Annotated in this window: 24 protein-coding genes and 2 pseudogenes; 9 read left to right on the top strand and 17 right to left on the bottom strand. The window is 65.3% G+C overall.

Translation table 11 applies throughout. The features are described 5' to 3' along the window. Window positions 1–90 precede the first annotated feature (90 nt). Window positions 91–1,083: an alpha/beta fold hydrolase gene (locus GVL61_RS07230; protein ID WP_159978489.1), complete on the top strand. Its 993-nt coding sequence runs from the start codon at window positions 91–93 to the stop codon at window positions 1,081–1,083. Window positions 1,084–1,088: 5 nt separating this feature from the next. After that, entirely contained in the window at window positions 1,089–2,180 is a 1,092-nt protein-coding gene (locus GVL61_RS07225) for an FAD-binding oxidoreductase (protein WP_159978487.1), read from the top strand. A 47-nt stretch (window positions 2,181–2,227) separates the two neighbouring features. Here the strand turns inward: GVL61_RS07225 and GVL61_RS07220 are convergent, their stop codons facing one another. From GVL61_RS07220 to ispH, 4 genes are all read right to left on the bottom strand, one after another. After that, window positions 2,228–3,334, bottom strand: coding sequence for an FUSC family protein (locus GVL61_RS07220; RefSeq protein ID WP_235037568.1), 1,107 nt, complete (start codon window positions 3,332–3,334; stop codon window positions 2,228–2,230). A 65-nt stretch (window positions 3,335–3,399) separates the two neighbouring features. Further along, window positions 3,400–3,834 (bottom strand): ribonuclease HI, encoded by a 435-nt coding sequence (gene rnhA, locus GVL61_RS07215; protein WP_159978485.1) that lies wholly within the window; start codon window positions 3,832–3,834, stop codon window positions 3,400–3,402. Continuing rightward, complete coding sequence (thrB, locus tag GVL61_RS07210) at window positions 3,831–4,835, bottom strand: homoserine kinase (RefSeq protein WP_159978483.1); 1,005 nt, start codon at window positions 4,833–4,835, stop codon at window positions 3,831–3,833. Before thrB ends, rnhA begins: the two co-directional genes overlap by 4 nt. Window positions 4,836–4,848: 13 nt before the next feature. Next, a complete protein-coding gene (gene ispH / locus GVL61_RS07205) occupies window positions 4,849–5,841 on the bottom strand; it encodes a 4-hydroxy-3-methylbut-2-enyl diphosphate reductase (RefSeq protein WP_043976227.1) in 993 nt (330 codons plus the stop codon). Window positions 5,842–5,909: 68 nt separating this feature from the next. Between ispH and GVL61_RS07200 the strand changes: the two genes are divergently transcribed. Further along, window positions 5,910–6,572, top strand: coding sequence for a hypothetical protein (locus GVL61_RS07200; RefSeq protein ID WP_159978481.1), 663 nt, complete (start codon window positions 5,910–5,912; stop codon window positions 6,570–6,572). A gap of 100 nt (window positions 6,573–6,672) precedes the next feature. Here GVL61_RS07200 and GVL61_RS07195 read toward each other — a convergent pair whose 3' ends face one another. The 6 genes from GVL61_RS07195 to GVL61_RS07170 form a co-directional block, all read right to left on the bottom strand. Further along, the gene (locus tag GVL61_RS07195; protein WP_235037567.1) at window positions 6,673–7,446 is read right to left on the bottom strand and encodes a 1-acyl-sn-glycerol-3-phosphate acyltransferase; all 774 of its coding nucleotides are present in this window, start codon (window positions 7,444–7,446) and stop codon (window positions 6,673–6,675) included. Further along, entirely contained in the window at window positions 7,443–7,889 is a 447-nt protein-coding gene (locus tag GVL61_RS07190) for a Fur family transcriptional regulator (protein ID WP_043976224.1), read from the bottom strand. The genes GVL61_RS07195 and GVL61_RS07190 overlap by 4 nt, the downstream gene beginning before the upstream one ends. Window positions 7,890–8,081: 192 nt before the next feature. Next, window positions 8,082–8,528 carry a MucR family transcriptional regulator gene (locus GVL61_RS07185; RefSeq protein ID WP_159978479.1) on the bottom strand — a complete coding sequence of 149 codons (447 nt, stop codon included), beginning with the start codon at window positions 8,526–8,528 and terminating at the stop codon, window positions 8,082–8,084. Between the two features lie 169 nt (window positions 8,529–8,697). Then, window positions 8,698–9,156, bottom strand: a complete 459-nt coding sequence (locus GVL61_RS07180; RefSeq protein WP_159978477.1) for a GNAT family N-acetyltransferase — start codon at window positions 9,154–9,156, stop codon at window positions 8,698–8,700. After that, window positions 9,153–9,830 carry a tRNA (adenosine(37)-N6)-threonylcarbamoyltransferase complex dimerization subunit type 1 TsaB gene (gene tsaB / locus GVL61_RS07175; protein ID WP_159978475.1) on the bottom strand — a complete coding sequence of 226 codons (678 nt, stop codon included), beginning with the start codon at window positions 9,828–9,830 and terminating at the stop codon, window positions 9,153–9,155. Before tsaB ends, GVL61_RS07180 begins: the two co-directional genes overlap by 4 nt. Window positions 9,831–9,843: 13 nt before the next feature. Beyond that, the gene (locus tag GVL61_RS07170) at window positions 9,844–10,419 is read right to left on the bottom strand and encodes a NifU family protein (RefSeq protein WP_159978473.1); all 576 of its coding nucleotides are present in this window, start codon (window positions 10,417–10,419) and stop codon (window positions 9,844–9,846) included. A gap of 32 nt (window positions 10,420–10,451) precedes the next feature. Here GVL61_RS07170 and GVL61_RS25385 point away from each other — a divergent pair. The 3 genes and pseudogenes from GVL61_RS25385 to GVL61_RS07155 all read left to right on the top strand — a co-directional run. After that, window positions 10,452–10,517: pseudogene (locus GVL61_RS25385) on the top strand (hypothetical protein); the annotation flags it as partial. An 83-nt stretch (window positions 10,518–10,600) separates the two neighbouring features. Continuing rightward, a complete protein-coding gene (locus GVL61_RS07160; protein ID WP_159978471.1) occupies window positions 10,601–13,537 on the top strand; it encodes a pitrilysin family protein in 2,937 nt (978 codons plus the stop codon). A gap of 228 nt (window positions 13,538–13,765) precedes the next feature. Beyond that, on the top strand, window positions 13,766–15,139 hold the full coding sequence (locus tag GVL61_RS07155) for a class II 3-deoxy-7-phosphoheptulonate synthase (protein ID WP_159978469.1): 1,374 nt from the start codon (window positions 13,766–13,768) through the stop codon (window positions 15,137–15,139). A 95-nt stretch (window positions 15,140–15,234) separates the two neighbouring features. On the opposite strand, the gene GVL61_RS07150 is transcribed toward GVL61_RS07155, so the two are convergent. The 6 genes from GVL61_RS07150 to GVL61_RS07125 all read right to left on the bottom strand — a co-directional run bounded on the left by GVL61_RS07150 (window position 15,235) and on the right by GVL61_RS07125 (window position 21,667). Further along, the gene (locus GVL61_RS07150; RefSeq protein ID WP_159978467.1) at window positions 15,235–15,894 is read right to left on the bottom strand and encodes an inner membrane-spanning protein YciB; all 660 of its coding nucleotides are present in this window, start codon (window positions 15,892–15,894) and stop codon (window positions 15,235–15,237) included. Next, window positions 15,894–16,856 (bottom strand): signal recognition particle-docking protein FtsY, encoded by a 963-nt coding sequence (gene ftsY / locus GVL61_RS07145; RefSeq protein WP_159978465.1) that lies wholly within the window; start codon window positions 16,854–16,856, stop codon window positions 15,894–15,896. The genes GVL61_RS07150 and ftsY overlap by 1 nt, the downstream gene beginning before the upstream one ends. Further along, a complete protein-coding gene (locus GVL61_RS07140) occupies window positions 16,853–18,031 on the bottom strand; it encodes a MiaB/RimO family radical SAM methylthiotransferase (RefSeq protein WP_159978463.1) in 1,179 nt (392 codons plus the stop codon). Before GVL61_RS07140 ends, ftsY begins: the two co-directional genes overlap by 4 nt. After that, a complete protein-coding gene (dapF, locus tag GVL61_RS07135) occupies window positions 18,028–18,846 on the bottom strand; it encodes a diaminopimelate epimerase (protein WP_159978461.1) in 819 nt (272 codons plus the stop codon). The genes GVL61_RS07140 and dapF overlap by 4 nt, the downstream gene beginning before the upstream one ends. Window positions 18,847–18,938: 92 nt before the next feature. Further along, window positions 18,939–20,606 carry a bifunctional diguanylate cyclase/phosphodiesterase gene (locus GVL61_RS07130; protein WP_235037566.1) on the bottom strand — a complete coding sequence of 556 codons (1,668 nt, stop codon included), beginning with the start codon at window positions 20,604–20,606 and terminating at the stop codon, window positions 18,939–18,941. A 125-nt stretch (window positions 20,607–20,731) separates the two neighbouring features. Next, window positions 20,732–21,667 (bottom strand): isopenicillin N synthase family oxygenase, encoded by a 936-nt coding sequence (locus tag GVL61_RS07125; RefSeq protein ID WP_159978459.1) that lies wholly within the window; start codon window positions 21,665–21,667, stop codon window positions 20,732–20,734. 78 nt (window positions 21,668–21,745) lie between these two features. On the opposite strand from GVL61_RS07125, the gene GVL61_RS07120 reads away from it, so the two are divergent. From GVL61_RS07120 to GVL61_RS07110, 3 genes are all read left to right on the top strand, one after another. Continuing rightward, complete coding sequence (locus tag GVL61_RS07120) at window positions 21,746–22,159, top strand: EVE domain-containing protein (protein ID WP_159978457.1); 414 nt, start codon at window positions 21,746–21,748, stop codon at window positions 22,157–22,159. Between the two features lie 142 nt (window positions 22,160–22,301). Beyond that, complete coding sequence (locus GVL61_RS07115) at window positions 22,302–22,484, top strand: CsbD family protein (RefSeq protein WP_159978455.1); 183 nt, start codon at window positions 22,302–22,304, stop codon at window positions 22,482–22,484. Between the two features lie 162 nt (window positions 22,485–22,646). Next, entirely contained in the window at window positions 22,647–22,874 is a 228-nt protein-coding gene (locus GVL61_RS07110; RefSeq protein ID WP_159978453.1) for a hypothetical protein, read from the top strand. A gap of 122 nt (window positions 22,875–22,996) precedes the next feature. Here the strand turns inward: GVL61_RS07110 and GVL61_RS07105 are convergent. Beyond that, window positions 22,997–23,707 (bottom strand): annotated as a pseudogene (locus GVL61_RS07105) (MFS transporter); the annotation flags it as partial.

The raw sequence follows: 23,707 nt of genomic DNA, 5'->3' as shown, positions 1-23,707 counted from the left end.
TCGGGATGGCTGTACTCCGGGCACCACTACCAAATAGTAACCAAGGCAACCGCCTGCCCGCTTGACCCCTTTTTCAGCGACATTCCCGAAGTGACATCCGCCATCGAGACCATCCTCCAGTCCGCAGTCCTTTCGTCCGCAGCCCGGCGCGCGATCCCGCCAGAGGCGGTCGAATCGCGTTGGGCCCTGCCCGATGGCCATGCGCTGCGCCGGATCGACTGGCCGGTTCCCGCCAACGGGGAGCGTCGCGGCTCGATCCTGTTCATGCCGGGCCGCGGCGACGCTTACGAGAAGTGGCTGGAAACGCTCGACGGCTGGCACCGTGAAGGCTGGCAGGTGACTTCGGCCGACTGGCGCGGGCAGGGCGGATCGGGCCGGCTGGGCCGCGATGCGACGACCGGCCACGTCTCCGACTTCTCGGTCTGGGTGGACGACTATGCAGCGCTCTTCGCGGACTGGGCGGCCAGCACGCCGGGGCCTCATGTGGCCGTGGGGCATTCGATGGGCGGTCATCTGGTGCTGCGCGCTGTCGCGCAAGGTGCGGTGAAACCCGACGCGGTGGTACTTTCCGCGCCGATGCTCGGCATCCATCCGGCCTGGATTCCAGCCGGTGTGCTGCGCCCCATCGCGCGCGGTATCCTATCGCTCGGCGATCCGAGCCGTCCGGCGTGGAAGGGCGGCGAAAAGCCCGGTGCCATGCCCCGTGCGCGCAGCCTGCTGCTGACCCACGACGATGGACGCTACGACGACGAGGAGTGGTGGCGCCGTGAGCGGCCCGCGATTGCCATGGGTCCGGCAAGCTGGGGCTGGGTGGAGCGCGGACTTGCCTCGATACAGTTGCTGGAACGCCCCGGCGTGCTGGAGGCCGTCACCGTGCCTGTGCTGCTGCTGGGCACTAGTATCGACGGGCTTGTCTCTTGGGGCGCGATTCGCCGCGCCGCCGCACGCTTGCCGCAGGGCGAACTGGTCTCCTTCGGCAATGAGTGCCGCCATGAGATCCTGCGCGAAGTCGATCCGGTGAGGGGCCGCGCGCTGGACGCCATCAAGGACTTCCTGAACCGGCGCGCCCCCGCTAGGGGCTGAGCGCAATGGATGCAGCGTTCGATATCGTCATCGTCGGTGCCGGCATGGCCGGCGCTTCGCTCGCCGCCGCGATTGGCGCGCGGGCCAATGCGCGCGTACTGCTGCTCGAAGCGGAAGAACACCCCGGCTACCACGCTACCGGCCGTTCCGCGGCCTTCTGGACCGAGAGCTACGGCGGGCCCGGCGTAAAGCCGCTGACCACGGCCTCCGGGCCGTTGCTGCGAGACCTTGGCGTGCTGACGCCGCGCGGCGCGTTGACGATCGGCCGCGCCGGGCAGGAGGGCGAGGTTGCTGCCTTCGCTGCGCGCTACCGCGCCGTTGGCGTCGAAATCGACCTTCTGGACCGGGCGGGGATCGAAGCCCGCGTGCCGAACCTGCGGGCGGACTGGACCAGCGGCGCGCTGGAGCCCAGCACCTGCGACATCGATGTCGCCGCGCTGCACCAGCACTACCTTGGCCAGGCGCACCGTCATGGCGTGCCGTTATGGTGCCGCGCCGGGCTGCTCGCGGCCGAGCGGACAACTTCGGGCTGGAGCCTGGCGCTGGCGGACGGGCGCCGCGTTACTGCAGGCGTGCTGGTCAATGCCGCCGGGGCCTGGGCCGATCCGGTGGCGCGGCTGGCTGGGCTGGGTCCGCTGGGGATCGCGCCCTATCGCCGTACCGTCGCTCAGCTCGCGGTCGAAGGGCCGGTGCCGGACGATCTGCCGCTGGTGCTGGACGTGGCGGGCTGCTTCTACTTCAAGCCGGAGAGCGGCCGTCTTTGGCTCAGCCCGCACGACGAGACGCCCAGTGCGCCCTGCGACGCTGCTCCGGAGGAGATCGACGTGGCTTTGGCGGTCGACCGTTTCGAGCAGGTCGTCGACTGGCCGGTCCGCCGAGTCGAGCATCGCTGGGCGGGGCTGCGCTCCTTCGCGCCCGACCGGCTGCCGGTCTATGGCTTCGCTCCGCAGGACGCGGCGTTCTTCTGGTTCGCGGGACAGGGCGGCTTCGGCATCCAGACCGCACCCGCCGCCGCCGATCTCGCCGCGCGCCTGCTTATGGGCGAGGGGCACGGCGGGGTCGACCCGGCAGCCTATTCGCCAGCCAGGTTTGGCTGAAAAACGCTTGAACCTCGGCAATGCTGTGATGACGGCGCCGCCCGTGCTCACTCGGCGTTGTCGGCATCCGGCATCTGTGCCTGCGCCTTGCGGCCGGGCGCTAGAAAGTGCCACGCCAGCAGCACCGGTTCGAGCACCGCCATGCCCACGAACACGCTGACAAGGCGCTGGATGGCCGGGCCAATCCGCGCGTCGGCGTAGCTGTCGGGCACCAGCACGACCAGCACGGCCAGCGTGAACTGGAGGCCCAGGTAGGTCACCCGGGGCAGTCCGTTCTCGATATGGCGGCCGATGACGATGCCGATGCAGGTTCCCGCGATCAGCACCGGCGCGCTTCCCTGCGCCAGCAGCAGCACGGCAAGCGCCAGCGCGCCGCCTGCCATGCAGCCCAGTGCGCGGTGGAACAGCCGGCGCGATACCGGGACGAAGCCGCTGGCACCGATCCCGGCGACGGGGACGATCATCACCGCCATGATGGTGACCGCTGCCTGCGGTAGCTCGGGAAGGTCGAACAGGGCGTGCAGCAGGGGCAATACGGCGATGGCGAGCCCTGCCTGCGCCGCGTGGCGGGCGGCATGGGGCTGCCAGCGCATCCGGCCGGGCGCGGGCTTGCGCTGGGCCCACCAACGCTTGCCCGCCAGCGCGCCCGCCGTCAGGCTGACGAGGGTGCAGGCGATCGTGCCCGCAATCACTTCCAGCAGCCGCGTCTGCGCGAAGCCGATGGTGTCGAGGTCCGGGCGGTCGATCTTGTCGAACAGGATCATCTCGAAGGTCAGGCCGAACAGCAGCCAGGCATAAGCGCGCCGCGCAGTGAGCATGCCGTAGAGCCCCACCGCACCGACCAGCGCGGCGGCAATCATCGAGAGCGGCAGCGAATGCGCAGCATAGGGCACCACCGCCAGCGCGAGACCTGAGCCCAGGGCAGTACCCGCGATACGCATGACGCCGCGCAGCAGTGTTTCGGAAACGTCGCTCTTAAGCAGGACGAAGGCGCTGAACGCGGCCCATGACACCATGCTCGCACCCATCGCATGGGCCAGCACGATCGCCAGCATCACCGAGGCGACACAGGCCCATTCGTCGGCCATGCGCGGACCGGGAGTGACCAGAGCGCTCAGTTCGGCGCGCAGGGTGTCCGTGAGGGGCGTTTGCAATTTCCCTCCAGAGGGCAGTTCGTCATGTTCCTAACCAAGGGAGGCGGCATTGACGAGGGTAGTTCCTACGCCGCAGCCTTCGCAGCATCGCTGGCGAGTTTGTCGACACGCTCGTTCTCGACGTGGCCGCTATGGCCGCGGACCCACTTCCACTCGACCTTGTGGCGGCCCGATGCCTCGATCAGGTCGTGCCACAGGTCTGCGTTGCGCACCGGCTGCTTGCTGGAATTGATCCAGCCCTTCTTCTTCCAGCCGTGGACCCACTTGGTGATCCCGTCGATGACGTACTTGCTGTCGGTGTGGAGCGTTACTTCGCAAGGTTCGATCAGCGCGTTCAGCGCCTTGATCGCGGCGGTCATTTCCATGCGGTTGTTAGTCGTGTCGGGCTCGCCGCCGGACATTTCCTTTTCGTGCTCGCCCATGCGCAGCAATACGCCCCAGCCGCCGGGGCCGGGATTACCCTTGCAGGCGCCGTCGGTGAAGACATCGACCTTCTTCATGAGCCGGAAATTTCTCCAAAGATGTTGGCGTTGGCCGGATCGGCATAGAATTCGAGGCGGCGCGCAAAGGCCATCGGGTCCTTGGGCGTCACCAGTGCATCGGCCGGCGTGTTCAGCCAGTCGTAGGCGCGGGTTGCCAGGAAGCGCATTGCGGCACCGCGCGCCAGCAGCGGCAGGGCCGCATGTTCAGCCGCGCTCAGCGGGCGCACGGCGGTATAGCCCGCCACCAGTGCATCCGAGAGCGCGGGCAGAAAACGAGTGCCGTCAGGGCTGAAGCACCAGGCCGCGTGTGTCACCGCAACGTCGTAAGCAAACAGATCGGTGCAAGCGAAGTAGAAATCGATGAGCCCTGTGACAGTGTCGCCCAGCATCAGGACATTGTCGGGGAACAGGTCGGCATGGATGACGCCGCTCGGCAGATCGCGCGGCCAGCGTGCGGCAAGCAGGGCCAGTTCACGCTCGACGATATGGCCCAGTTCCGGGTGGATCGATTCGAGCCCCTCGCGTCCGCAATCGCGCAGCAGCTGCTGCCAATCGGCCAGCGCCAGCGAATTGGTGCGCGAGGCCGGGAAATCGGCTGCGGCCAGATGGATCTGGGCGAGGGCTCCGCCTACCGCGCGGGCTTGCGCCGGGGTAGGTTCGGAGACCGAGACGCCGGGCAGGAACTCGATCAGGGCAAGCGCTTTGGTGCCTTCGGGCGTCTGGTGCAGGCGGTGGCTGGCGCCTTCGCTGTCATGCATGGTGCGCGGCACTGGGCAGTGCTTGGCGGCCAGATGGTCGAGCAGGTCGAGGAAGAACGGCAGTTCCGCCACTTCGGTGCGGCTCTCGTACATCGTCAGGATGAAACGCCGCCCCGATCCGGCCGCATCCTGCGTCTCGATCAGCCAGTTGCTGTTGGAGACGCCCTCGGCGATGCCCTTGGCCGAAACCAGCGTGCCGACGTCGAATGCGGAGATGATGACGGCCATCTCTTCCGCGCCGAGCCGTGTGTAGACTGCCATCGTTACGTGTCCTTCAGCGGGCCAGCTGGCGGGGCAGCTTGAAGGTCATGTGTTCTTTCGTGGTCACAAATTCCTCGGCGTCCACGGCGCGCAGTTCCTTGATGCGGGCGATGACTTCGTTGACCAGTTCCTCCGGCGCGGATGCACCGGCGGTTAGGCCCACGGTATCGACACCGTCCAGCCAGGCCGGATCGATCTCGCTCGCCCGCTGGATCAGCTGCGAGGCTGCGCCTTCGCGCTGGGCGACTTCCACGAGGCGCAGCGAGTTGGAGCTGTTGGGCGCGCCGATCACCAGCACCAGCTGGCACTGCGGCGCGATCTGCTTGACGGCGGCCTGACGGTTGGACGTCGCATAGCAGATGTCCTCGGCCTTGGGCGCGATGACCTCGGGGAAGCGATCCTGTATCGCCTGGATGATCGCGGCGGTATCGTCGACCGAGAGCGTGGTCTGCGAGAGGTAGGAAAGTTCCGTCTCGGACGGGAATTCGAGTGCTTCGACATCCTCGACCGTCTCGACGAGCGTCATGTTGCCGTCGGGGACCTGACCAAAGGTGCCGATCACTTCCGGGTGCCCGGCATGGCCGATGAACAGGATGTGGCGACCGGCCTCGATCTGGCGTTCCGCCTGGCGGTGGACCTTGCTCACCAGCGGGCAGGTCGCGTCCAGCCATTCCAGACCGCGCTCGTTCGCGGCGGCGGGCACCGACTTGGGCACGCCGTGCGCACTGAAGATCACCGGAACGCCATCGGGCACCTCGTCCAGTTCCTCGACGAAGACGGCGCCCTTGGCCTTCAGGCTGTCGACCACGAACTTGTTGTGGACGATCTCGTGGCGCACGTAGACCGGCGCTCCGTAAATCTCGATCGCGCGTTCGACGATCTCGATCGCCCGGTCGACCCCGGCGCAGAAACCGCGGGGAGCGGCGATCAGCAGGCGGATGGGCAACAGGTCCTCGGATGAGCCGATTGCGGGCGACGACGTCGTGGACGGAAAGGGCGCGTTCATAATGGGCCCTCTAGCGCTTTGCCGCTTGCATCGCTAGGGCAAGCGCACGCCATCTCGAGGAAGTGACGATGAATGCACGCCGCCTGACTGCCACTGTCCTGTGCTCCGCAGCTGCGATGTCCGCGCTGAGCGGGTGCAAGACCAAGGGGGAGATCGTGGTCGACCAGGGCGTGGGCATTACCTCGATCCGCTCTAAGTGCCCGGCGGTCGGTATTCCCGAGTACACTGGCGACGTCACCCTGTTCCGCAGCGCGGGCGATCGCACCGCGCCGAACATCGACCTCGTGGCGGCGATGACCGACGTGCGCACCCAGTGCAACCAGGACGTCGGCGACAAGGTCACCGCCAACGTCGCCTTCCAGGTGCAGGCCCGCCGCAACGATACCGCTGGCGCTCGCCAGGTGACGCTGCCGTATTTTGTGACCGTGTTGCAGGGCGGCAGCGCCGTCATCAGCAAGCGGGTGGGCAGCGTGACCATCACGTTCGCCGATGGTGAACAGCGCGGACAGGTCAGCGGCAACGTCAACGCCTTCATCGACCGCGCTGCAGCGACCCTGCCGTCGGAAATTCGCGAGCGCATTACGCGCAAGCGCAAGGCCGGCGACACCGACGCCGCCGTGGATCCGTTGTCTGATCCCGAAGTGAAGGCCGCGGTGGCGCGTTCCTCGTTCGAGGTGCTGGTTGGCTTCCAGCTCGACGAAGGTCAACTGGCTTACAACGCCACGCGCTGAGGTTTATGTCGCGGCTGGGGGCTTAGCCTCCGGCCTGCGCTGCTTCTCACCGGACCCGCTCACCCTGAGCCTGTCAAAGGGTGCCGGTACGCTTCCAGCCTCAGCTTCGACCCTCTCGCGCCGCGTCGATTGCGGCGCGGGCGGCAGCTGCCATGCGTTTGCGGTCTGCGCGGTCTTCCGGCCCCAGCGGCGGCAGGAAGTGTACTGTCAGTTCGACAGGGCGCAGACGGGCAAGGATGCGAAATGCGTTATCCAGCCCCGGTTCCGCATCTACCCAGGCGATATCACGGCTTTCCGCGCCATAATCCAGCCAGATCGGCTGAACCGGGATGGGGGCGGCGTCGGCGTCGTCCTCCAGCGCCGAAAGCAGCGAGGATTTGAACGCCAGCGTTTCGTCGCCGGATGACGTCGTGCCTTCCGGGAAGATCGTCAGGGCACTGGCATTGCGCAGGGCGCTGCGCACCTGATCGGCCTGGGCGGCGACACTGCGCCGTTCGTGCCGGGCGATAAAGACCGTATCGTTCATCCCGCACAGCCAGCGTAAAGGGCCGATCTGCGCCAACCCGTCATGCGCGACAAAGGCGCTGCCGGTAAGCCCTGCGACGGCGGGGATGTCGATCCAGCTGACGTGATTGGCAAGGAAGAAGGTGCGCCGCGCCGGATGTGTCCCGCGCACGCGCAGGCGCACGCCGGCAATCGCGACGATGCTGCGCAGGAACCCGCGTGGCACCGGATTGCGCGACGTGAACGGCGCGGCAATGTAATAAAGCGCGGTGCAGGCAATCAGCATCGCCAGCATCGCCATAAGCCGCATGGCGATCAGCGGCCAGCCCCAGGGCGCGATGCGGCCCGAAGCGGGCTGGACTGCGGTCACCTGCGCGGAGGGGCGACGATGCTTTCCGGGCGGTCGAGCTTGACGCCGAACAGTTCCATCCGGTGATCGACAAGGCGGAAACCCAGACGCTCGGCAATGGTGCGCTGCAGGGCTTCGAGTTCGGGGTCGACGAATTCGATGACCTGGCCGGATTCGACGTCGATCATGTGATCGTGATGCGCTTCGGGCGCTGCTTCGTAGCGGGCGCGGCCATCGCCGAAATCGTGACGGTCGAGAATGCCGGCTTCTTCGAACAGGCGCACGGTACGGTAGACCGTGGCGATCGAAATGCCCGGATCGATCGCAGTTGCACGTTCGTGCAGCTTCTCGACGTCGGGGTGGTCGGTGCTTTCCGAAAGAACCTTGGCGATCACCCGGCGTTGCTCGGTGATGCGAAGGCCGCGTTCGGCGCAGAGGGCTTCGATGTCGATGGGTTGGTGCACGATAGACCTGTAAATATGAATGAGGCGCACCGACCTAGATAGGGCGGTGCGCCTGCAATCACAACCGCAATGGGCGGCCTGTCAGCCAGCTACGGCAGTGGTCGGCACCTTTGTCCCCGAAAAAGCGGCTTTCGGAACGTTAGTGCAGGTGCCTTCTGCGCCGCGCGGGCTATTCGGCCGCCGGTCAGCGGATCAGGCTACGGCTGCCTTGGGCTTGCGGCCACGGCGCACGTCGGGCTTGCGGCCCAGGCCGATCTTCTTGGCCAGTTCGCGGCGCTTTTCAGCGTAATTGGGGGCGACCATCGGGTAATCGGCGGGCAGGTTCCAGCGCGCGCGGTAGTCATCCGGGGTCATGTTGTAGTGGGTCATGAGGTGACGCTTGAGCATCTTCAGCTTCTTGCCGTCCTCAAGGCAGACGATGAAGTCCGGCTTCACCGACGAACGGATCGAAACCGCAGGCTCGGGCTTTTCTTCGACGACCGGGGCAATGCCGCCGAGCCCAGCGAGCGCGCCGTAGACGTTGGTGATCAGCGTGGGGAGATCTTCGACAACAACGCTGTTGTTGCTCACGTGCGCGGATACGATGTCCGACGTCAGCGTGATCAACATTTCGTTCATGTCGGGCTGGATATTATCCATTCTTATTGTCCTTTGGTGCGACCAAGTAGTTTTGGGGGGTGGCATGCCAATTAGGCATTGCTGATCGTGCAGTGGACGAATTCGCTATGAAGTGCAAATTAATTTCAATTTTTTATACAATTTACCGATCCAGATGCAAGATGCTGGCCTCTGTATTGGCTAGCGCAACTTAATCCATGTCACAGGCAAATGTAATCGCGTCGAGGCGCTCACCCCCAGGGGTGCGATAGTACTCACGTCTTTCGCCGATGGAATGAAATCCGACATTTCTGTAAAGTGATTCAGCTGGATTACCGCGTCTCATTTCAAGAAGCAGGCGTTTGGCCCCGCGACTGCGCGCGCCGATTCGCAGGGTTTCGAGCAAGGCCCTGCCAAGTCCTTTTCCGCGATAATGCGGATCAACTGCAATCAGGAGAAGTTCTTCTTCTTCATATCCCGTGCGAGACAGGAAAAATCCCGCTGTCGATTCGGCATCAACTGGTTCAGCGCCTTTAGCGTCGACGAGGCAATAGTGACAGTTACCGAATTTGAGTGCGTCTTCGACTTGGCGCCGGTTCCATGCTTCCCCGTAAATGGGGTCGAAAGCCACCTCCATTACCGCCAGGATCTTGTCGACGTCGTCGGTCATACTGTGCCTGCCGGCAGTTTCGCGTCAGGTGCGCGGCCGTAGAGCGGTTGGGTGTCGGCTTGCAGCACGTCCGGCGCCAGGAGTGCGAAGGCGCGGGCGTCAGGCCAGAGGGGGAGGGCGCGGCCTGTTCCGCGCGCCGCGACCAGCGCCTCGGCCTGGTTTCCGGCAACGATGTGCTCCACGGTTTCGATCGCGGCCGCGTGAGGTACGAGCGAGGCGAGAGGGCGGGAACTGGTCCCGTCGCTTCCGAAGCCTTCGATGAACCATTCGCCGTGTCCGCCGGTCATCGCGACGCCTACGGCCTGGCCGCCTTCGGCACTGCGGGCCATCGCCGCCACGAGTGCGAGCGTGGGGTAGCCGACAAGATCCGAGCCCCATGCGAGCGCCAGCGCGCGCGCGGCCGCAAGACCCACGCGCACGCCTGTAAAGCTGCCGGGGCCGACTGCGACGGCGATGCGGCTGGCTCGTCCGCGACCGGGTAACGCCGCGATCATCGGCACTAGCGCTTCGGCATGACCACGGCCCAACACGCGAAAGTCGCCCGCGATGAGCGTATCACCCGCGAACAGCGCAACCGAACACGCGTCGGTGGCGCTGTCGATCACCAGTGTCGTTACGGAAGGCGGAGGTGTGTCCTTGGCGCCGGCCGATACGCGTGGTTTGTCACGCAGCATGCCCAACGCCCGCTCAGGCCGCGCGTACTTCGCTGACTTCGGGGACGTAATGTTTGAGCAGGCTTTCGATGCCCTGCTTCAGTGTGGCGCTGGACGAGGGGCAGCCCGAGCAGGCGCCCTGCATCGACAGGTAGACGACGCCTTCGCGGAAGCCGCGATAGACGATGTCCCCGCCGTCGTTGGCAACGGCCGGGCGCACCCGGCTCTCGATCAGTTCCTTGATCTGCTCGACGATGTCGGCATCGGCCGGATCGTCGCCGAAATCGTCATCTTCGGCCGGAACGGAGAAACCGGCCGCGCTCCCGCCTGCAAACAGCGGGGCTTCCGATACGAAATGGTCGAGCAGGATCGAAACCACCTGTGGGCGCAGCGAGGGCCACTCGACGCCGGGCGCGGCAGTAACCGAGATGAACCCGGTGCCGAAGAACACGCCCGTCACGTCACCGAGGTCGAACAATGCTTCGGCCAGCGGCGATGCTGCCGCGTCCTCGGGCGATGTGAACTCGCGGGTCCCTGCAGGCATTACCTGCCGGCCGGGCAGGAACTTGAGCGTTGCGGGATTGGGCGTGGTTTCGGTTTCAATAAACATGACCTTTGCGATTTAGGTGAAGTCGCCCAAGGGTCAAGTGCAAGACTTGTCGCAGGATGTTGCATTATGCGCCGAAGGCACGGTTTTGTGTCGAATAGTGGGTGTTAGGTGGCTCCGGTGGCGAGCACTGTGCTGCGCTATTCACTGGCCCTTAAGGAAACCGCACCCTATACCTTTTGCGATGAAATCCTCTCCGCGCGCCGCACGTTCGCTCGTCTGCCTGCTTCTCCTTACCCAGGCGCCGATTCCGCCATTGCTTGCCAAGGAAGCCGCCGTTGCGGCGACGCCTGCGACGGGAACCATGGTGGCGCCGAGCGTGGGTCAGGCCGACCCCTGGCTCTATCGCGGCAGCGACATTCCGCGCGATCCCGAGTGGCACTTCGGCGAACTGGGCAACGGCCTCAAGTATGCGGTGCGCAAGAACGGCGTGCCGCCGGGACAGGTCTCGATCCGCATCCGCGTAGACGCAGGCTCGCTTTACGAAACCGATGCCGAGCGCGGTTATGCGCACCTGCTCGAACACATGCTGTTCCGTCAGTCGAAGTACCTGCCCGAAGGGGCGGCGATCGCCGCTTTCCAGCGGCTGGGTGCGACTTTCGGCAGCGATACCAATGCAGTGACCTCCACCACGCAGACGGTGTTCAAGCTCGACTTGCCCAACGCCACGCCGACCTCGCTCGACGATACGTTCAAGCTGATGAGCGGCATGGTCACCGCACCCACGCTCTCGGCCTCGAACCTCAAGTCGGATCTGCCGATCGTGCTGGCCGAGATGCGCGAGCGGGGCGGCGCTTCCAAGCGCGTGCAGGATGCGATGCAGAAGGTGCTTTATGCGGGGCAGCCGCTCGCCAACCGGGAGCCCATCGGCACGGTCGAATCGCTTACCGCCGCCACTCCGGCCAGCGTGCGCGCGTTCTATTCGCGCTGGTATCGCCCGGACAACGTTGCTGTGATCGTGGCGGGCGACGTCGATCCGGCGATGCTGGAATCCTACGTCAAGAAGTGGTTCACCGACTGGTCCGCCAAGGGCAAGCGGACGCCCGCGCCCAGCTTCGGCGATCCTGTCCTGCCCAAGGGGGCCGATCCGAAGAATCCTGTGGGCGAGACCCGCGTGCTGGTCGAGCCGGACCTGCCGCCATCGCTGATGTACGCCACCTTGCGTCCGTGGCGTCAGGTCACCGACAATATTGTCTACAACCAGGGCCTGATGACCGACGCGATTGCGCAGGCGATCATCAACCGCCGCCTTGAATCCAAGGCACGCGCGGGCGGCAGCTTCCTGTCGGCTTCGGTCAACCAGGACGATGTTTCGCGTTCTGCCGATGCGACGTTCGTTTCCGTCACCCCGCTGGGCGACGACTGGCAGGCGGCGCTGCGCGACGTGCGTTCGGTGATCGCCGATGCCCTGACCCGCGTCCCCACCCAGGCGGAGATCGACCGCGAAGCGGCTGAACTCGACGTCGCCTTCCAGGTGCCGGTCGAGCAGCAGCGCATCCTGCCGGGATCGAAGCTGGCGGACGATCTCGTCAATGCGCTGGATATCCGCGAGACGGTGGCCGCACCTGCCGACGTGCTGCGCATCTTCCGCGAATCGCAGCCGCTGTTCACTCCGGATGCAGTGCTCAAGCACACCCGCCAGCTGTTCACCGGAACGGTGACACGCGGACTGTTTACCGTACAGGAGGCCGGCAAGGCGACCGACAAGCAGCTACAGATGGCGCTGGCCGAGCCGGTCAAGGCCGACGCCAGCGTGCGCGCTGCGCTTGCGCCGGTTTCGTTCGAGAAGCTGCCCGCCATCGGCGCCCCGCAGAAGCCGATTGCCGATGCGCCGACCGGCTTGCTTGAAATCGAGCAGCTGACCTTTGCCAACGGCGTGAAGGCGCTGCTCTGGCCGGTCGCAGAGGAGCCGGGCCGGGTCATGGTCAAGACCCGCTTCGGCGGCGGCTATCGCTCGGTCGACCCGAAGGATGCGGCTTACATTACGCTGGGCAATTACGCGCTTATCGGCTCCGGCCTTGCCACGCTGGGGCAGGACGATCTTGACCGGATCTCCACCGGCCGCAAGATGGGCTTCGATTTCGAAGTGAAGGATGCCTCCTTCGAACTTTCGGCTGAAACGCGCCCGCAGGACCTTGCCGACCAGCTTTATCTCTTTGCGGCCAAGCTCGACATGCCGCAGTGGGACGTGAACCCCTTCACGCGCGCCAAGGCGGCGGCGAAGATTCAGTACGCCACGTTCGCGACCTCGCCGCAGGGCGTGCTGAACCGCGACCTGCAGTTCTACCAGCGCGGGGAAGACCCCCGCTTCGCGACCCCCACGCCCGACGAGATCGAAGCCACCACGGCCGAGGGTTTCAAGCGCGTGTGGAGCAAGCAGCTCAAGGAAGGCCCGGTCGAAGTCCAGATCTTCGGCGACTTCGACAAGGCCGCCGCTATCGCCGCGCTGGAGAAGACTTTCGGCGCGCTCAAGACCCGCCAGCCTTACGCAGGCGCCGGCACGCCGGCGAAGATCGACGTGCCCAAGCCGTCCGACAAGCCTGTCACCCTGGTTCACCACGGCGACCCGGATCAGGCGGCGGCGGTTATCTCGTGGCCGACTGGCGGCGGTGTCATGGGCATTCGCGAATCGCGCCAGCTTGAAATCCTCACGCAGCTGTTCACCAACCGTCTTATGGATGCGGTGCGCGAGAAGCTGGGCGTATCCTATGCGCCTTACGTCTATTCCAGCTGGCCGGTTGACCTTGCCGCCGGTGGTTCGATCACGGCGATGGCGCAGCTCGACCCCAAGTCGTTGCCGATCTTCTTCCAGACGGCTGACGAGATTGCGCAGAACCTCATCAACAATCCCCCCACCGCCGACGAACTGGCGCTCGTGGTCGAACCGCTGCGCCAGCAGGTGACGCGTGCGGCGTCGAGCACCTCGTTCTTCATGAGCCAGCTTGAAGGCGCGACCAGCGACCCCGCGCGCATCGGCACCGTGCGTTCGGTGCTGAGCGACTACACGATCACCACGCCGCAGGCGATGCAGGCCCTGGCCGCGCGTTACCTGGGGAAGAACAACTCGTGGCGTCTCGAAGTCATGCCCGAGGGCAAGGAGCCGAACGTCGCGGCGAAGTAAGAAAGGCAAGGTCTCATTCGAAGCGCCTTCGCGTGAGGCCTTGCCTTAACCTGCTTCTCGTTCCCCACATTCAAGTTCGGCGCAACCGATCACGCTGATCGGGCAAAGCATCTTTGCAAATATTGCCGCAGGGCGTTATGGCGCCCCCCTTGCTTGCGCTGCACGAGAGACAAAATGCGGCGCAGAAGCGGCTCGCGCATGGTGCTGCGGGCATCGGGAGTTAAGAACGTGGCAAGCAATTGGACACCGGAGAGCTGGAAGGCGCATGAAGCGCGCCACCTCCCGGTTTATGGCGACGAGGCGAAGCTGGGCGAGGTTGAGGCCACGCTTGCGAAGTTCCCGCCGCTCGTCTTTGCCGGCGAAGCGCGCGCCCTCAAGGCGGAGCTTGCCGAAGTGGCTGCAGGCCGCGGTTTCCTGCTTCAGGGCGGTGACTGCGCCGAGAGCTTTGCTGAATTCAGCGCCGACAACATCCGCGATTCCTTCCGCGTGCTGCTGCAGATGGCTGTCGTCCTGACCTTCGCCAGCAAGCAGCCGGTGGTGAAGCTGGGCCGCATGGCGGGCCAGTTCGCCAAGCCGCGCTCCGCGCCGACCGAGACTATCGGCGGCGTGGAAATGCCCAGTTACTTCGGCGACATCATCAACGGCATCGAAGGCAACGCCGAGGCGCGCCGCAACGATCCCGAGCGTATGCTCAAGGCCTATGGCCAGTCGTCGGCCACGCTCAACCTGCTGCGCGCTTTCGCGCATGGCGGTTATGCGAACCTGCGCCAGGTTCACCAGTGGACGATGGAACACATCGGCCGCAGCCCCTGGGGTGAGCAGTTCTCGCAAATGGCGGACCGGATCAGCGAAGCGCTTGATTTCATGGCGGCCTGCGGCGTCGATCCGATGACCGTGCCGCAGCTTCAGGGCACCGACTTCTACACCAGTCACGAAGCGCTGCTGCTCCCTTACGAGCAGGCGCTGACCCGCCGCGATTCGCTGACGGGTGACTGGTATGACTGCTCTGCCCATATGCTGTGGATCGGTGACCGCACCCGCTTCGAAGGTTCGGCCCACGTCGAGTACCTGCGCGGCGTTGGCAATCCGATCGGCATGAAGTGCGGCCCCACGCTGGAGCCGGACGCCCTGCTGCGCATGCTCGACACGCTGAACCCCGGCCGTGAGCCGGGCCGCATGACGCTGATCAGCCGCTACGGCCACGACAAGGTCGAAGCAGGCCTGCCCAAGCTGGTGCGCGCCGTGAAGCGCGAAGGCCATCCGGTGGTGTGGTCGTGCGATCCGATGCACGGCAACGTCATCAAGGCCGACAGCGGCTTCAAGACGCGTCCGTTCGAGCGGATCCTGTCCGAAGTGCGCGGCTTCTTCGCCGTACACCGCGCCGAGGGTACGCATGCGGGCGGCATCCATATCGAGATGACCGGCCAGGATGTGACCGAGTGCACCGGCGGCGCCATCGCCGTTACCGATGCCGCTCTGGCCGATCGCTACCACACCCACTGCGACCCGCGCCTCAACGGTGCGCAGTCGATCGAGCTGGCTTTCGAGATGGCGAACCTGCTCAATCTCGAAGCGACCGAACGGCAGAAGCAGGCCGCGTAACAGCGGTTTCGCCGGAACGAAAAAGGGCGCGGGAGGCAATGCTTCCCGCGCCCTTCTTGTTTCTGCATCCTCCCTGACGGGGAGGGCCATCGCCCTCAGTCGGTCGGCGGTGTTTCCACGAATTCCGCTTTCGCCTCCTCGCCCATGCCGTGCTTGAGCACCATGGGCAGCTGCGAGAAGGTGAAGAGGAATGACAGCACCGTGAAGCCCCAGAGCTTGGCCTGCATCCAGGTGTCGAAGCTGACGGTATAGACCAGCGCCGTGTTCAGCACCGCGAGCACCAGGAAGAACCACGCCCAGTTGCGCGACAGCTTCATCCAGCCTTCGTCGTTCAGCCCCTCGAACGCGGACTGGAGGAGGTATTTCAGCATCGGCTTGCCCTTGAACAGGCCGATGAACAGCACCACCGAGAACAGCAGGTAGACGGCCGTGGGCTTGATCTGGACGTAGAACGGATTGCGGAAGATCACGGTCAGCGCGCCGAAGCCGAGGATCAGCACCGTCGTCAGCCACAGCATGGGCGAGATATGGCCAAGCCGCCATTTCGATACCGCAAGCGCCACCACGGTCGCGACCATGAACGCCACGGTGCCCTTGATGACGGCGCCGACGGTGCCGACCATGTTGTTGTCATCGGTCGGCGCGAAGTGGCGGTAGGCGAGGAAGAAGACGAGCAGCGGCCCGAAATCGACGACGAGGTTGACCCAGGAACTCTTAGGTTTGGGCTTGCCGGGAACTTCGGTGGTTTCAGTCATCAGGCAATTCCCGCGATCACCCGCGCAAGCAGGTCCGGGTTGAAGGGGCGCAGGTCGTCGATCTTCTCGCCCACGCCGATGGCATGGATGGGAAGGCCGTACTGCTCGGCGGCCGCGACGAGGACGCCGCCGCGCGCGGTGCCGTCCAGCTTGGTCATGATGAGGCCCGAGACGCCCGCCACTTCCTTGAACGTCTCGATCTGCGAGAGCGCGTTCTGGCCGTTGGTGGCATCCAGTACCAGCACCACGTCATGCGGGGCGGCGGGGTTCAGGCGGCCCAGGACGCGGCGGATCTTGGCCAGCTCGTCCATCAGCTCGCGCTTGTTCTGGAGGCGTCCGGCGGTGTCGACGATCAGAGCGTCGATGCCCTGTTCGGTCGCCGCCTTCAGACCGTCGAAGACGATGGAGGCGGGGTCGCCGCCCTCGGGGCCGGTGATGATGGGGATGGAAAGGCGGTCCGCCCATACGCGCAGCTGGCCGATGGCGGCGGCGCGGAAGGTGTCTCCGGCGGCCAGCATCACCGAATAGTCCTGTTCCTGGAACAGGTGCGCCAGCTTGGCGATGGTGGTGGTCTTGCCCGATCCGTTGACGCCGATCACTAGGATCACCTGCGGGCGCGGGAAGGCGATGATGTCGAGCGGCTTGGCGACGGGGCGCAGGATCTCGGCGATCTCGCGGGCGACCACTTCCATGATCGCGCGTTCGTCTGCGGCGCGCTCGAAACGTTCCTCGGCCAGGCGGCCGCGGATGCGGGCCGCGGCGCGCGGGCCGAGGTCCGACATGATCAGCGCATCTTCGAGATCGTCGAGCTGCGCCTCGGTCAGGCGCCCGCCGCCGACGATGCCGGAGAGGTTGCCGGTCAGGCGCTCCGAGGTCTTGCGAAAACCTCCGAAGAGGCGCTCGGACCAGTCGCCGCCGGTTTCAGGAGTCCCCGTATCGTTCTGGGGGCCGTCGATACTCATGCTTCCAGTATTCCTTCGACTACCCTTGCGGGTACAACGCTCACCAGGGTTCCGGGCTGCGTGTCTGCGGGGACGCGGACGGGGGCGAAATCCGGCGCATGGCCGGTTCCGCCCTTTTCGGCGAGCACCCTTAGCGGTTTGCCCAGATGGGCGGCAAGCCACGTGGCCCGTTCGCGCGCGAGTGCTTCACGAAGCTGCGCGGCGCGGGCGCGGATCACGGCGTGCTCCACTTGCGGCATCCGCGCGGCAGGGGTGCCGGGACGCTGCGAGTAAGGGAAAACGTGGCCGTGGGCGATGCCAAGCTCGGCGATGATGGAGAGGTTCGCTGCATGCGCGGCCTCGTCCTCGGTCGGGAAACCGGCGATGAGGTCGGCGCCGATCGCCAAGTCGGGGCGGCGCGCGCGCAGGCGTTCCACAAGGCCGACCGCATCGGCGCGGCTGTGGCGGCGCTTCATGCGCTTGAGGATAAGGTCGTGGCCGTGCTGGAGCGAGAGATGGACGTGCGGCATCACCCGCGCCTCTCCGGCCAGCAGCTCGAACAGGGCCTCGTCCACTTCCGCCCCGTCGATCGAGGAGAGGCGCAGGCGCGGCAGCTCTCCGAACCGGGTGAGGATCGCCTCGCACAGGGCGCCAAGGCGCGGCTCGCCGGGAAGGTCGCTGCCCCAGGATGTGAGGTCGACGCCGGTCAGCACGATCTCCTGGACCCCGGCGGCGAGGTGCACGGCGATGTCCTCCAGCACTTCGGCGACGGAGCGCGAGCGGCTGGGGCCGCGTCCCTGCGGGATGACGCAGAAGGTGCAGGCGTGGTCGCAGCCGTTCTGCACCTGCACGAAGCCGCGCGTGTAGCCGCGCTTTACGGCCGGGCGGGGGGCAGGCGGCACGTTCCAGGCGCGCGGATCGAGCTTGGCGGCGTTGGCGATGAGGCCATCCACTTCGGGCATGGCGCTCAGCATTTCGCGCTCGACTTCGGCGGCGCAGCCGGTGACCAGCAGGCGCGCGTCAGGCCGGGCGCGCCGGGCTCGGCGGATCGCCTGGCGGGTCTGGCGCACGGCTTCGGCGGTGACCGCGCAGGAATTGATGACGACGAGGTTTTCATCGCCGTCCAGCAGGCCGCGCAGGGTTTCGCTCTCGGCGATGTTGAGCCGGCAGCCCAGCGTGTGGACCTCCACGCTCAAGCGATGATCCCGAAGTCCGCCGGATCGAAGCTGCCGCGGAACGCCTCGGTGGCAGGGCCGGTCATGACGATCACGTCATCTTCGCGCCACTCGATCACCAGCGGGCCGCCGGGCAGGGTGACGGTGACGCGGCGATCGACCAGACCGCGCTTCATCGCGCCGATGGCGCTGGCGCAGGCACCCGTACCGCAGGCGCGGGTGAGGCCGGCGCCCCGCTCCCACACGCGCAGGATCATCGCATCGCGTGCGGTAATGGCAGCGACGTTGACGTTGATGCGCTCGGGGAAGATCTGGTCGTTCTCGATCATGGGGCCAAGGCGGGCCATGTCGATGGCGTAGGGATCGGGCACGAAGAAGATGACGTGCGGATTGCCGACGTTGACGGCGATGGGATTGACCAGTTCCTCCAACGCCACCGGCATCGCATGGGTATCCATCGCATAGCCCAGCGGGATCGCGTTCCAGTCGAAGCGGGGCTTGCCCATTTCCACGCTGATGCCGGTTTCGACCGGGCTGGAGGCGATCATGCCGCCCAGCGTCTCGATCCGCGCGGCGCGCCCGTGTAGCAGGCCGACCGCGCGCGTGGCATTGCCGCAGGCTTCCACCTCGCTGCCGTCGCCGTTGAAGATGCGCATGCGGAAGTCCGCCAGGTCGGAAGGTTCGAGCAGGATGAGCTGATCGCAGCCGATCCCGGTGTGCCGGTCTGCCAGAGCGGCGGCAAAAGCCGCGTTCATCGTGGGCAGGGGGCGAAGGCGCGCATCGAGCACGACGAAATCGTTGCCGAGTCCATGCATCTTGGTGAATTCGATCCGCATGGCGCGCGATCTAGGAGCCTCGGGGGCCAAGGTCCAGTGTTGTCATCATCGCGGGCCTGCGCGTGCCGGCGAATGCCCCGATGCCGGACGGGTCAGCCGAGCCGGGTCTTGGGCAGTAACGGATTCTGCGGCTCCACCGGCGCTTCGGTTTCGGGGTGGTGCCCGGCGTCCAGCCATTCGCCCAGCTCGCCGGCCGGGCGGGGGCGGCCGTAGAGGTAGCCCTGGCCGGTGATTTCGCCGTATTGGCGCAGGTGGTCGAGGACGTCCTGTGTCTCGATACCCTCGGCAGTGATAGGCAGGTGCAGCCCCTGACCCAGCGTGGTGACGGCGCGCACGATGGCGGCGCTGTCCTCGTCGTCGACGAGGCTGGAGACGAAGCTGCGGTCGATCTTGATGCGGTCGAACGGCAGTTCGCGCAGCTGGCCGATCGAGCTGTAGCCGGTGCCGAAATCGTCGAGGCTGACGCGAATGCCCTGGTTTTTCAGGCTGGTTATCAGCGAACGCACCTGGGCCAGGTTCTGGTGCAGGCAGCTTTCGGTGATTTCCACCTCAAGTCGCTGGGGCGGGAAGTTCGCTTCCACCAGCATCCGCAGCAGCTTCTGCGCGAACCACGGATCGCGCAACTGGATCGGCGAGATGTTGACTGCCAGCGTCAGGCGCGGGTCCCACGCCCGGGCATCTTCGAGGGCCTGCGCGATCACGCTTTGCGAAAGTTCGGCGATGGCGCCGATATCCTCGGCGACGGGGATGAAGATGTCGGGCGCGACGATGCCGAACTGCGGCGAATCCCAGCGCGCCAGCATTTCGAAACCGATCAGCTCGCCGGTTTGCAGGTCGACCTGCTGTTCGTAAAAGGGCACGAATTCACCGCGCGGGATGCCTTGGCGGATGCCGCTTTCCAGCTCGGAGCGAAAGCGCATTTCGTCGGCCATGTGGGGTTCGAACCACGAGAAGCCGTTCCGGCCCTGCCGTTTGGAGTGGTACATGGCGATATCGGCCATCTCGAACAGCGAACTGACCCGTCCGCCGGGCGAATCGCCGCCGAGGTCGGAGCGTGACAGGCCGATCGAGGCGCTGACGGTGATGTTGACGGCGTTGATCTGCACGCTTTCGCCGATCGCGGCGACCAGCACCTTGGCGATATGAGTGACGAATTCGGGGTGCTGCCGGTCGAAGGGCAGGGCGACAGCGAATTCGTCGCCGCCGATGCGGCCCACGATGGCGCCGCGGGGCAGCGCCGTGCTGATGCGGCGGGCGCATTCGCACAGCAGCAGGTCACCGACGGAGTGGCCGTTGTGGTCGTTGACCTGTTTGAAGTTGTCGAGGTCGATCATCATCAGCGCTGCGACCCGGTTCCGGTCCGCGCCATGGTTCGGGCGTTGGTCGGTGCATCGGGCGATCAGCGCATCGATGCCGGTATTGAAGCTGCGGCGGTTGAGGAAGCCGGTCAGCGGATCGGTTTCGGCCAGGCGGCGCGCGGCGTTTTCGGCCGCCTTGCGCAGCACGATTTCCTCGCACAACTGGCGATAACGGCTCCAGCCGAAAATGATGATGGCGATGTTGAGGAGGAAGGCGTCGAGCATGAAGCTGTCCGGCCCCGGACCTTGCCCCCTGAGCGAGCGCACGACAGCCGGGCCGATTTCGCTGCCCGTCGCCACGAAGAGGATGATCGCGGCCGTAACGATGCCCAGCGCGACGATATCCACCTGCTGTCCCGCAGTGTCGTCCTCGCTGTCATAGCCGGCAATCTTGAATTTCACTGCGCGCACCGACGTGGCCCCCTAGGGTGTCGCCCCTATTTCCCACGCCCTAAGTAAACGCTCTGAAATATTTATTAAGAAGGCCGCCGCCGTCTCGGATCAGGTCCGGGACGGCGGCATTTTGGTTACATCTTCAGGCCGATTTCGCGCAGGCGCTCCTGCAGGTAATCATCGGCGGTGATCGTTTCCGGGTAGCGGTCCGGGTTCGATTCGCTGACGCACTCGGGCAAGGTGACGAAGGGAAAGTCGCTGCGCAAGTGCAGGAAGAACGGCATCGAGTACCGGCTGTGGCCAGCCCGGCTGCCTTCGGGGTTGCGCACGCGGTGCGTGGTGGAAGGCAGGACGTGGTTGGTCAGGCGCTGCAGCATGTCGCCGATATTGACCACGATCGCGCCTTCGGGCGGGGCGACGGAAAGCCAGCGACCATCCTTGCCGAGCAGTTCAAGGCCCGCTTCCTGCGCGCCGAGCAGCAGGGTGATGAGGTTGATATCCTCATGCGCGCCGGCACGGATGGCGCCGCCGGAACCCTCGCTCACGGGGGGGTAGTGGAGCAGGCGCATGACCGAGTTGCCGTCGTCGATCGCGGGATCGAACCAGCGTGGATCGAGACCGAGGTCGATGGCAATGGCCGAGAGCACCTTGGCGCCGGCCTCGTCGAACTGGGCGTAAAGCTCAGTGAAAGTCTCGCGGAATCCGGCGATCTCTGTGGGCCAGACGTTCGGCGGCATCGAGGCGGCGAGGGGCGAGGAGGCAGGCACGTCGCGGCCGACATGCCAGAATTCCTTGAGGTCCTTCTCGCTGGCGCCCTTGGCCACTTCGGTGCGGAACGGGGTGTAGCCACGGGCGCCGCCCTGACCGGGATTGAAATACTTCTGCTTCGTTTCCACCGGCAGGGCAAAGAATTCGCCGGTCAGCTGCCAAGCGCGCTCGATCAGGGCCGGGTCGATGCCGTGGTCGCGGATCATCGCGAAACCGAAGGTGCGGAAGCTCTCACCGATGCGGGCGGGCAGGTCGGCCCGATCTGCGTCGAGGCTGAGAACGGGAATTTCGGCTAGGTCCATGGTAGTGCAATCCGTATGAGTCGATATGTCGCCCGCCTTAGAGGCATGTGGGCTGGAGATGAAATGGAAAGGCGAGCGATGGGCAAGAGTTACTGGCTGATGAAGTCTGAACCGGACGCGTACAGCTGGAACGACCTCGTCGCCGAGGGCGAAGGAACCTGGGACGGAGTGCGCAACCACCGCGCCGCCAACAACCTGCGCGCCATGCAGGTCGGGGACGAGGTGTTCTTCTATCACTCGAACATCGGCAAGGAAATCGTCGGGATCGCGCAGGTCAGCAAGTCCGGGATCGCCGACCCGAGCGACCCGGAAGGCAAGTGGGCGGCGGTGAAGGTGAAGCCTGTGCGCAAGCTGAAGCGCACCGTCACCCTGAAGCAGGTCAAGGCCGACCCGAAATTGACGGAAATGGAACTGGTGAAGTTCTCGCGCCTGTCGGTGGCGCCAGTTACGCCTGAAGAGTGGGAATATGTCCTGTCGCTGGCAGGGGGCTGAGACGAAGCGGGCCGCCTGTGCGGTGAATCTCTTTCGTTCGCGACGAACCGATAGCACCCCTCGCAACCTTTCGGCGGCTGCCCGCGTTTATTCCTTGTAAGACGGCGAATTGTTTTCACCGAAAAATCAAGGAGATAACAGCATGGGTAAGCTCAAAGACACCGTGAAGGGTCTCGCCAACGAAGTTGCCGGCAACACCAAGCAGGCTCTCGGAGACGCGCGCAACGATCCGGCCCAGAAGGCCGAAGGCGTCGCGCAGGAAAAAAAGGGTGAACTGCAGCAGGCGGCTGGCAAGGTGAAGGGCGCCCTCGGCGACCGCATCTGACCCGACGCACTATCATCGAATCGGATAAGGGCTGCCTTCGGGCGGCCCTTTTTCGTTGATTTTCCTGCGGTTGATTAAAGAGATTTAACGGGCGCGTCCCGTTTCGGGAAGCGGCATTTGGCCCGCTTTACGAAATAGTAAATAAATCGTTAAGACGTGCTCATGCGGAGCATCTCACGTCGCGCACTCGTCCTCACGCAGGAGTCGGCCGGACACTGGTTCCGTCGCTCGCTGCCGCCTCACGTCTTCAGCGATCCGCTTCCGGCGGACGTGGAGGCAGGGGAGAATCTGGAAGCCGCCCGCCGCTGGCGGTTGAACGGTGGCGACTGGAAGGGCTTTATGGCCGCCTATTGCGCCAGCTTCGTCGCGATCACCCTGTTCATTGCCTGAACCTTCGGGGTTCCGGCACATACTCTCGGTATTACGAGCGTAGCGAAGCAGCACAGGGCGGTTTAAGCGGTTCCGGGCGATGCAACGGCGGTGTGGTGGGGCCTTGCGAACTCCGCCGAGCCTCAGGCGGCGCAGGCGGCCTTTTCGGCGCGGAACAGCAGATGGCCCAGCCAGGCCGACGCGCCGCAACCCAAAGCTACGATAAGCAATTGCTGCGCCACTGCGACACCCATCAGCGTCATCACGCCGGTCGCCAGCGAGCCGACTACCATGGCGCCCGAGTTGACGATGTTGTTCGCCGCGATCGTCCGGGCCGTCTGCGACTTTTCGACAAACGTGGTGAGGAAGGCGTAGAGCGGCACGACGAACATGCCGCCGCAAATCGCGATACCCAGCAGCGTGAGCATCAGTGGCGCGGCCAGCGGCTGGATCACGAAAGTGGAGACGTCCATCATCACGTCCGGCCCGGTGTGGGGCGGCCAGATGCGGCAGACCTGCTGGAAGGCGACCAGGAACACGCCCATGCCGATCACCGAAATCGGCGACCAGCGGGCCGAAACGGTGCCTTTGAGCAGCGCGTTGATGGCGACCGAACCGATAGCCACGCCGACCGAGAAGATCACCAGGAACAGGCTCGCAACTTCCTTGCTGGCGCGCAGCATGTTCTTGGCGAGTGGCGGGAACTGGATGAACAGCACGGTGCCGATCGCCCAGAAAAAGCTGATCGCACAGATCGCCAGGAACACTCGGCGGTCCTTCATCGTCGTGCGCACCAGATTGATGGAGGCGCGCACGAAGTGATAGTCGAGGGGCTCGGGCTCGCATAGCGGGGG

The organism is Novosphingobium sp. 18050 (assembly GCF_902706195.1).
Taxonomy (GTDB): domain Bacteria; phylum Pseudomonadota; class Alphaproteobacteria; order Sphingomonadales; family Sphingomonadaceae; genus Novosphingobium.
This window is presented reverse-complemented; position numbering and strand designations above follow the sequence as displayed.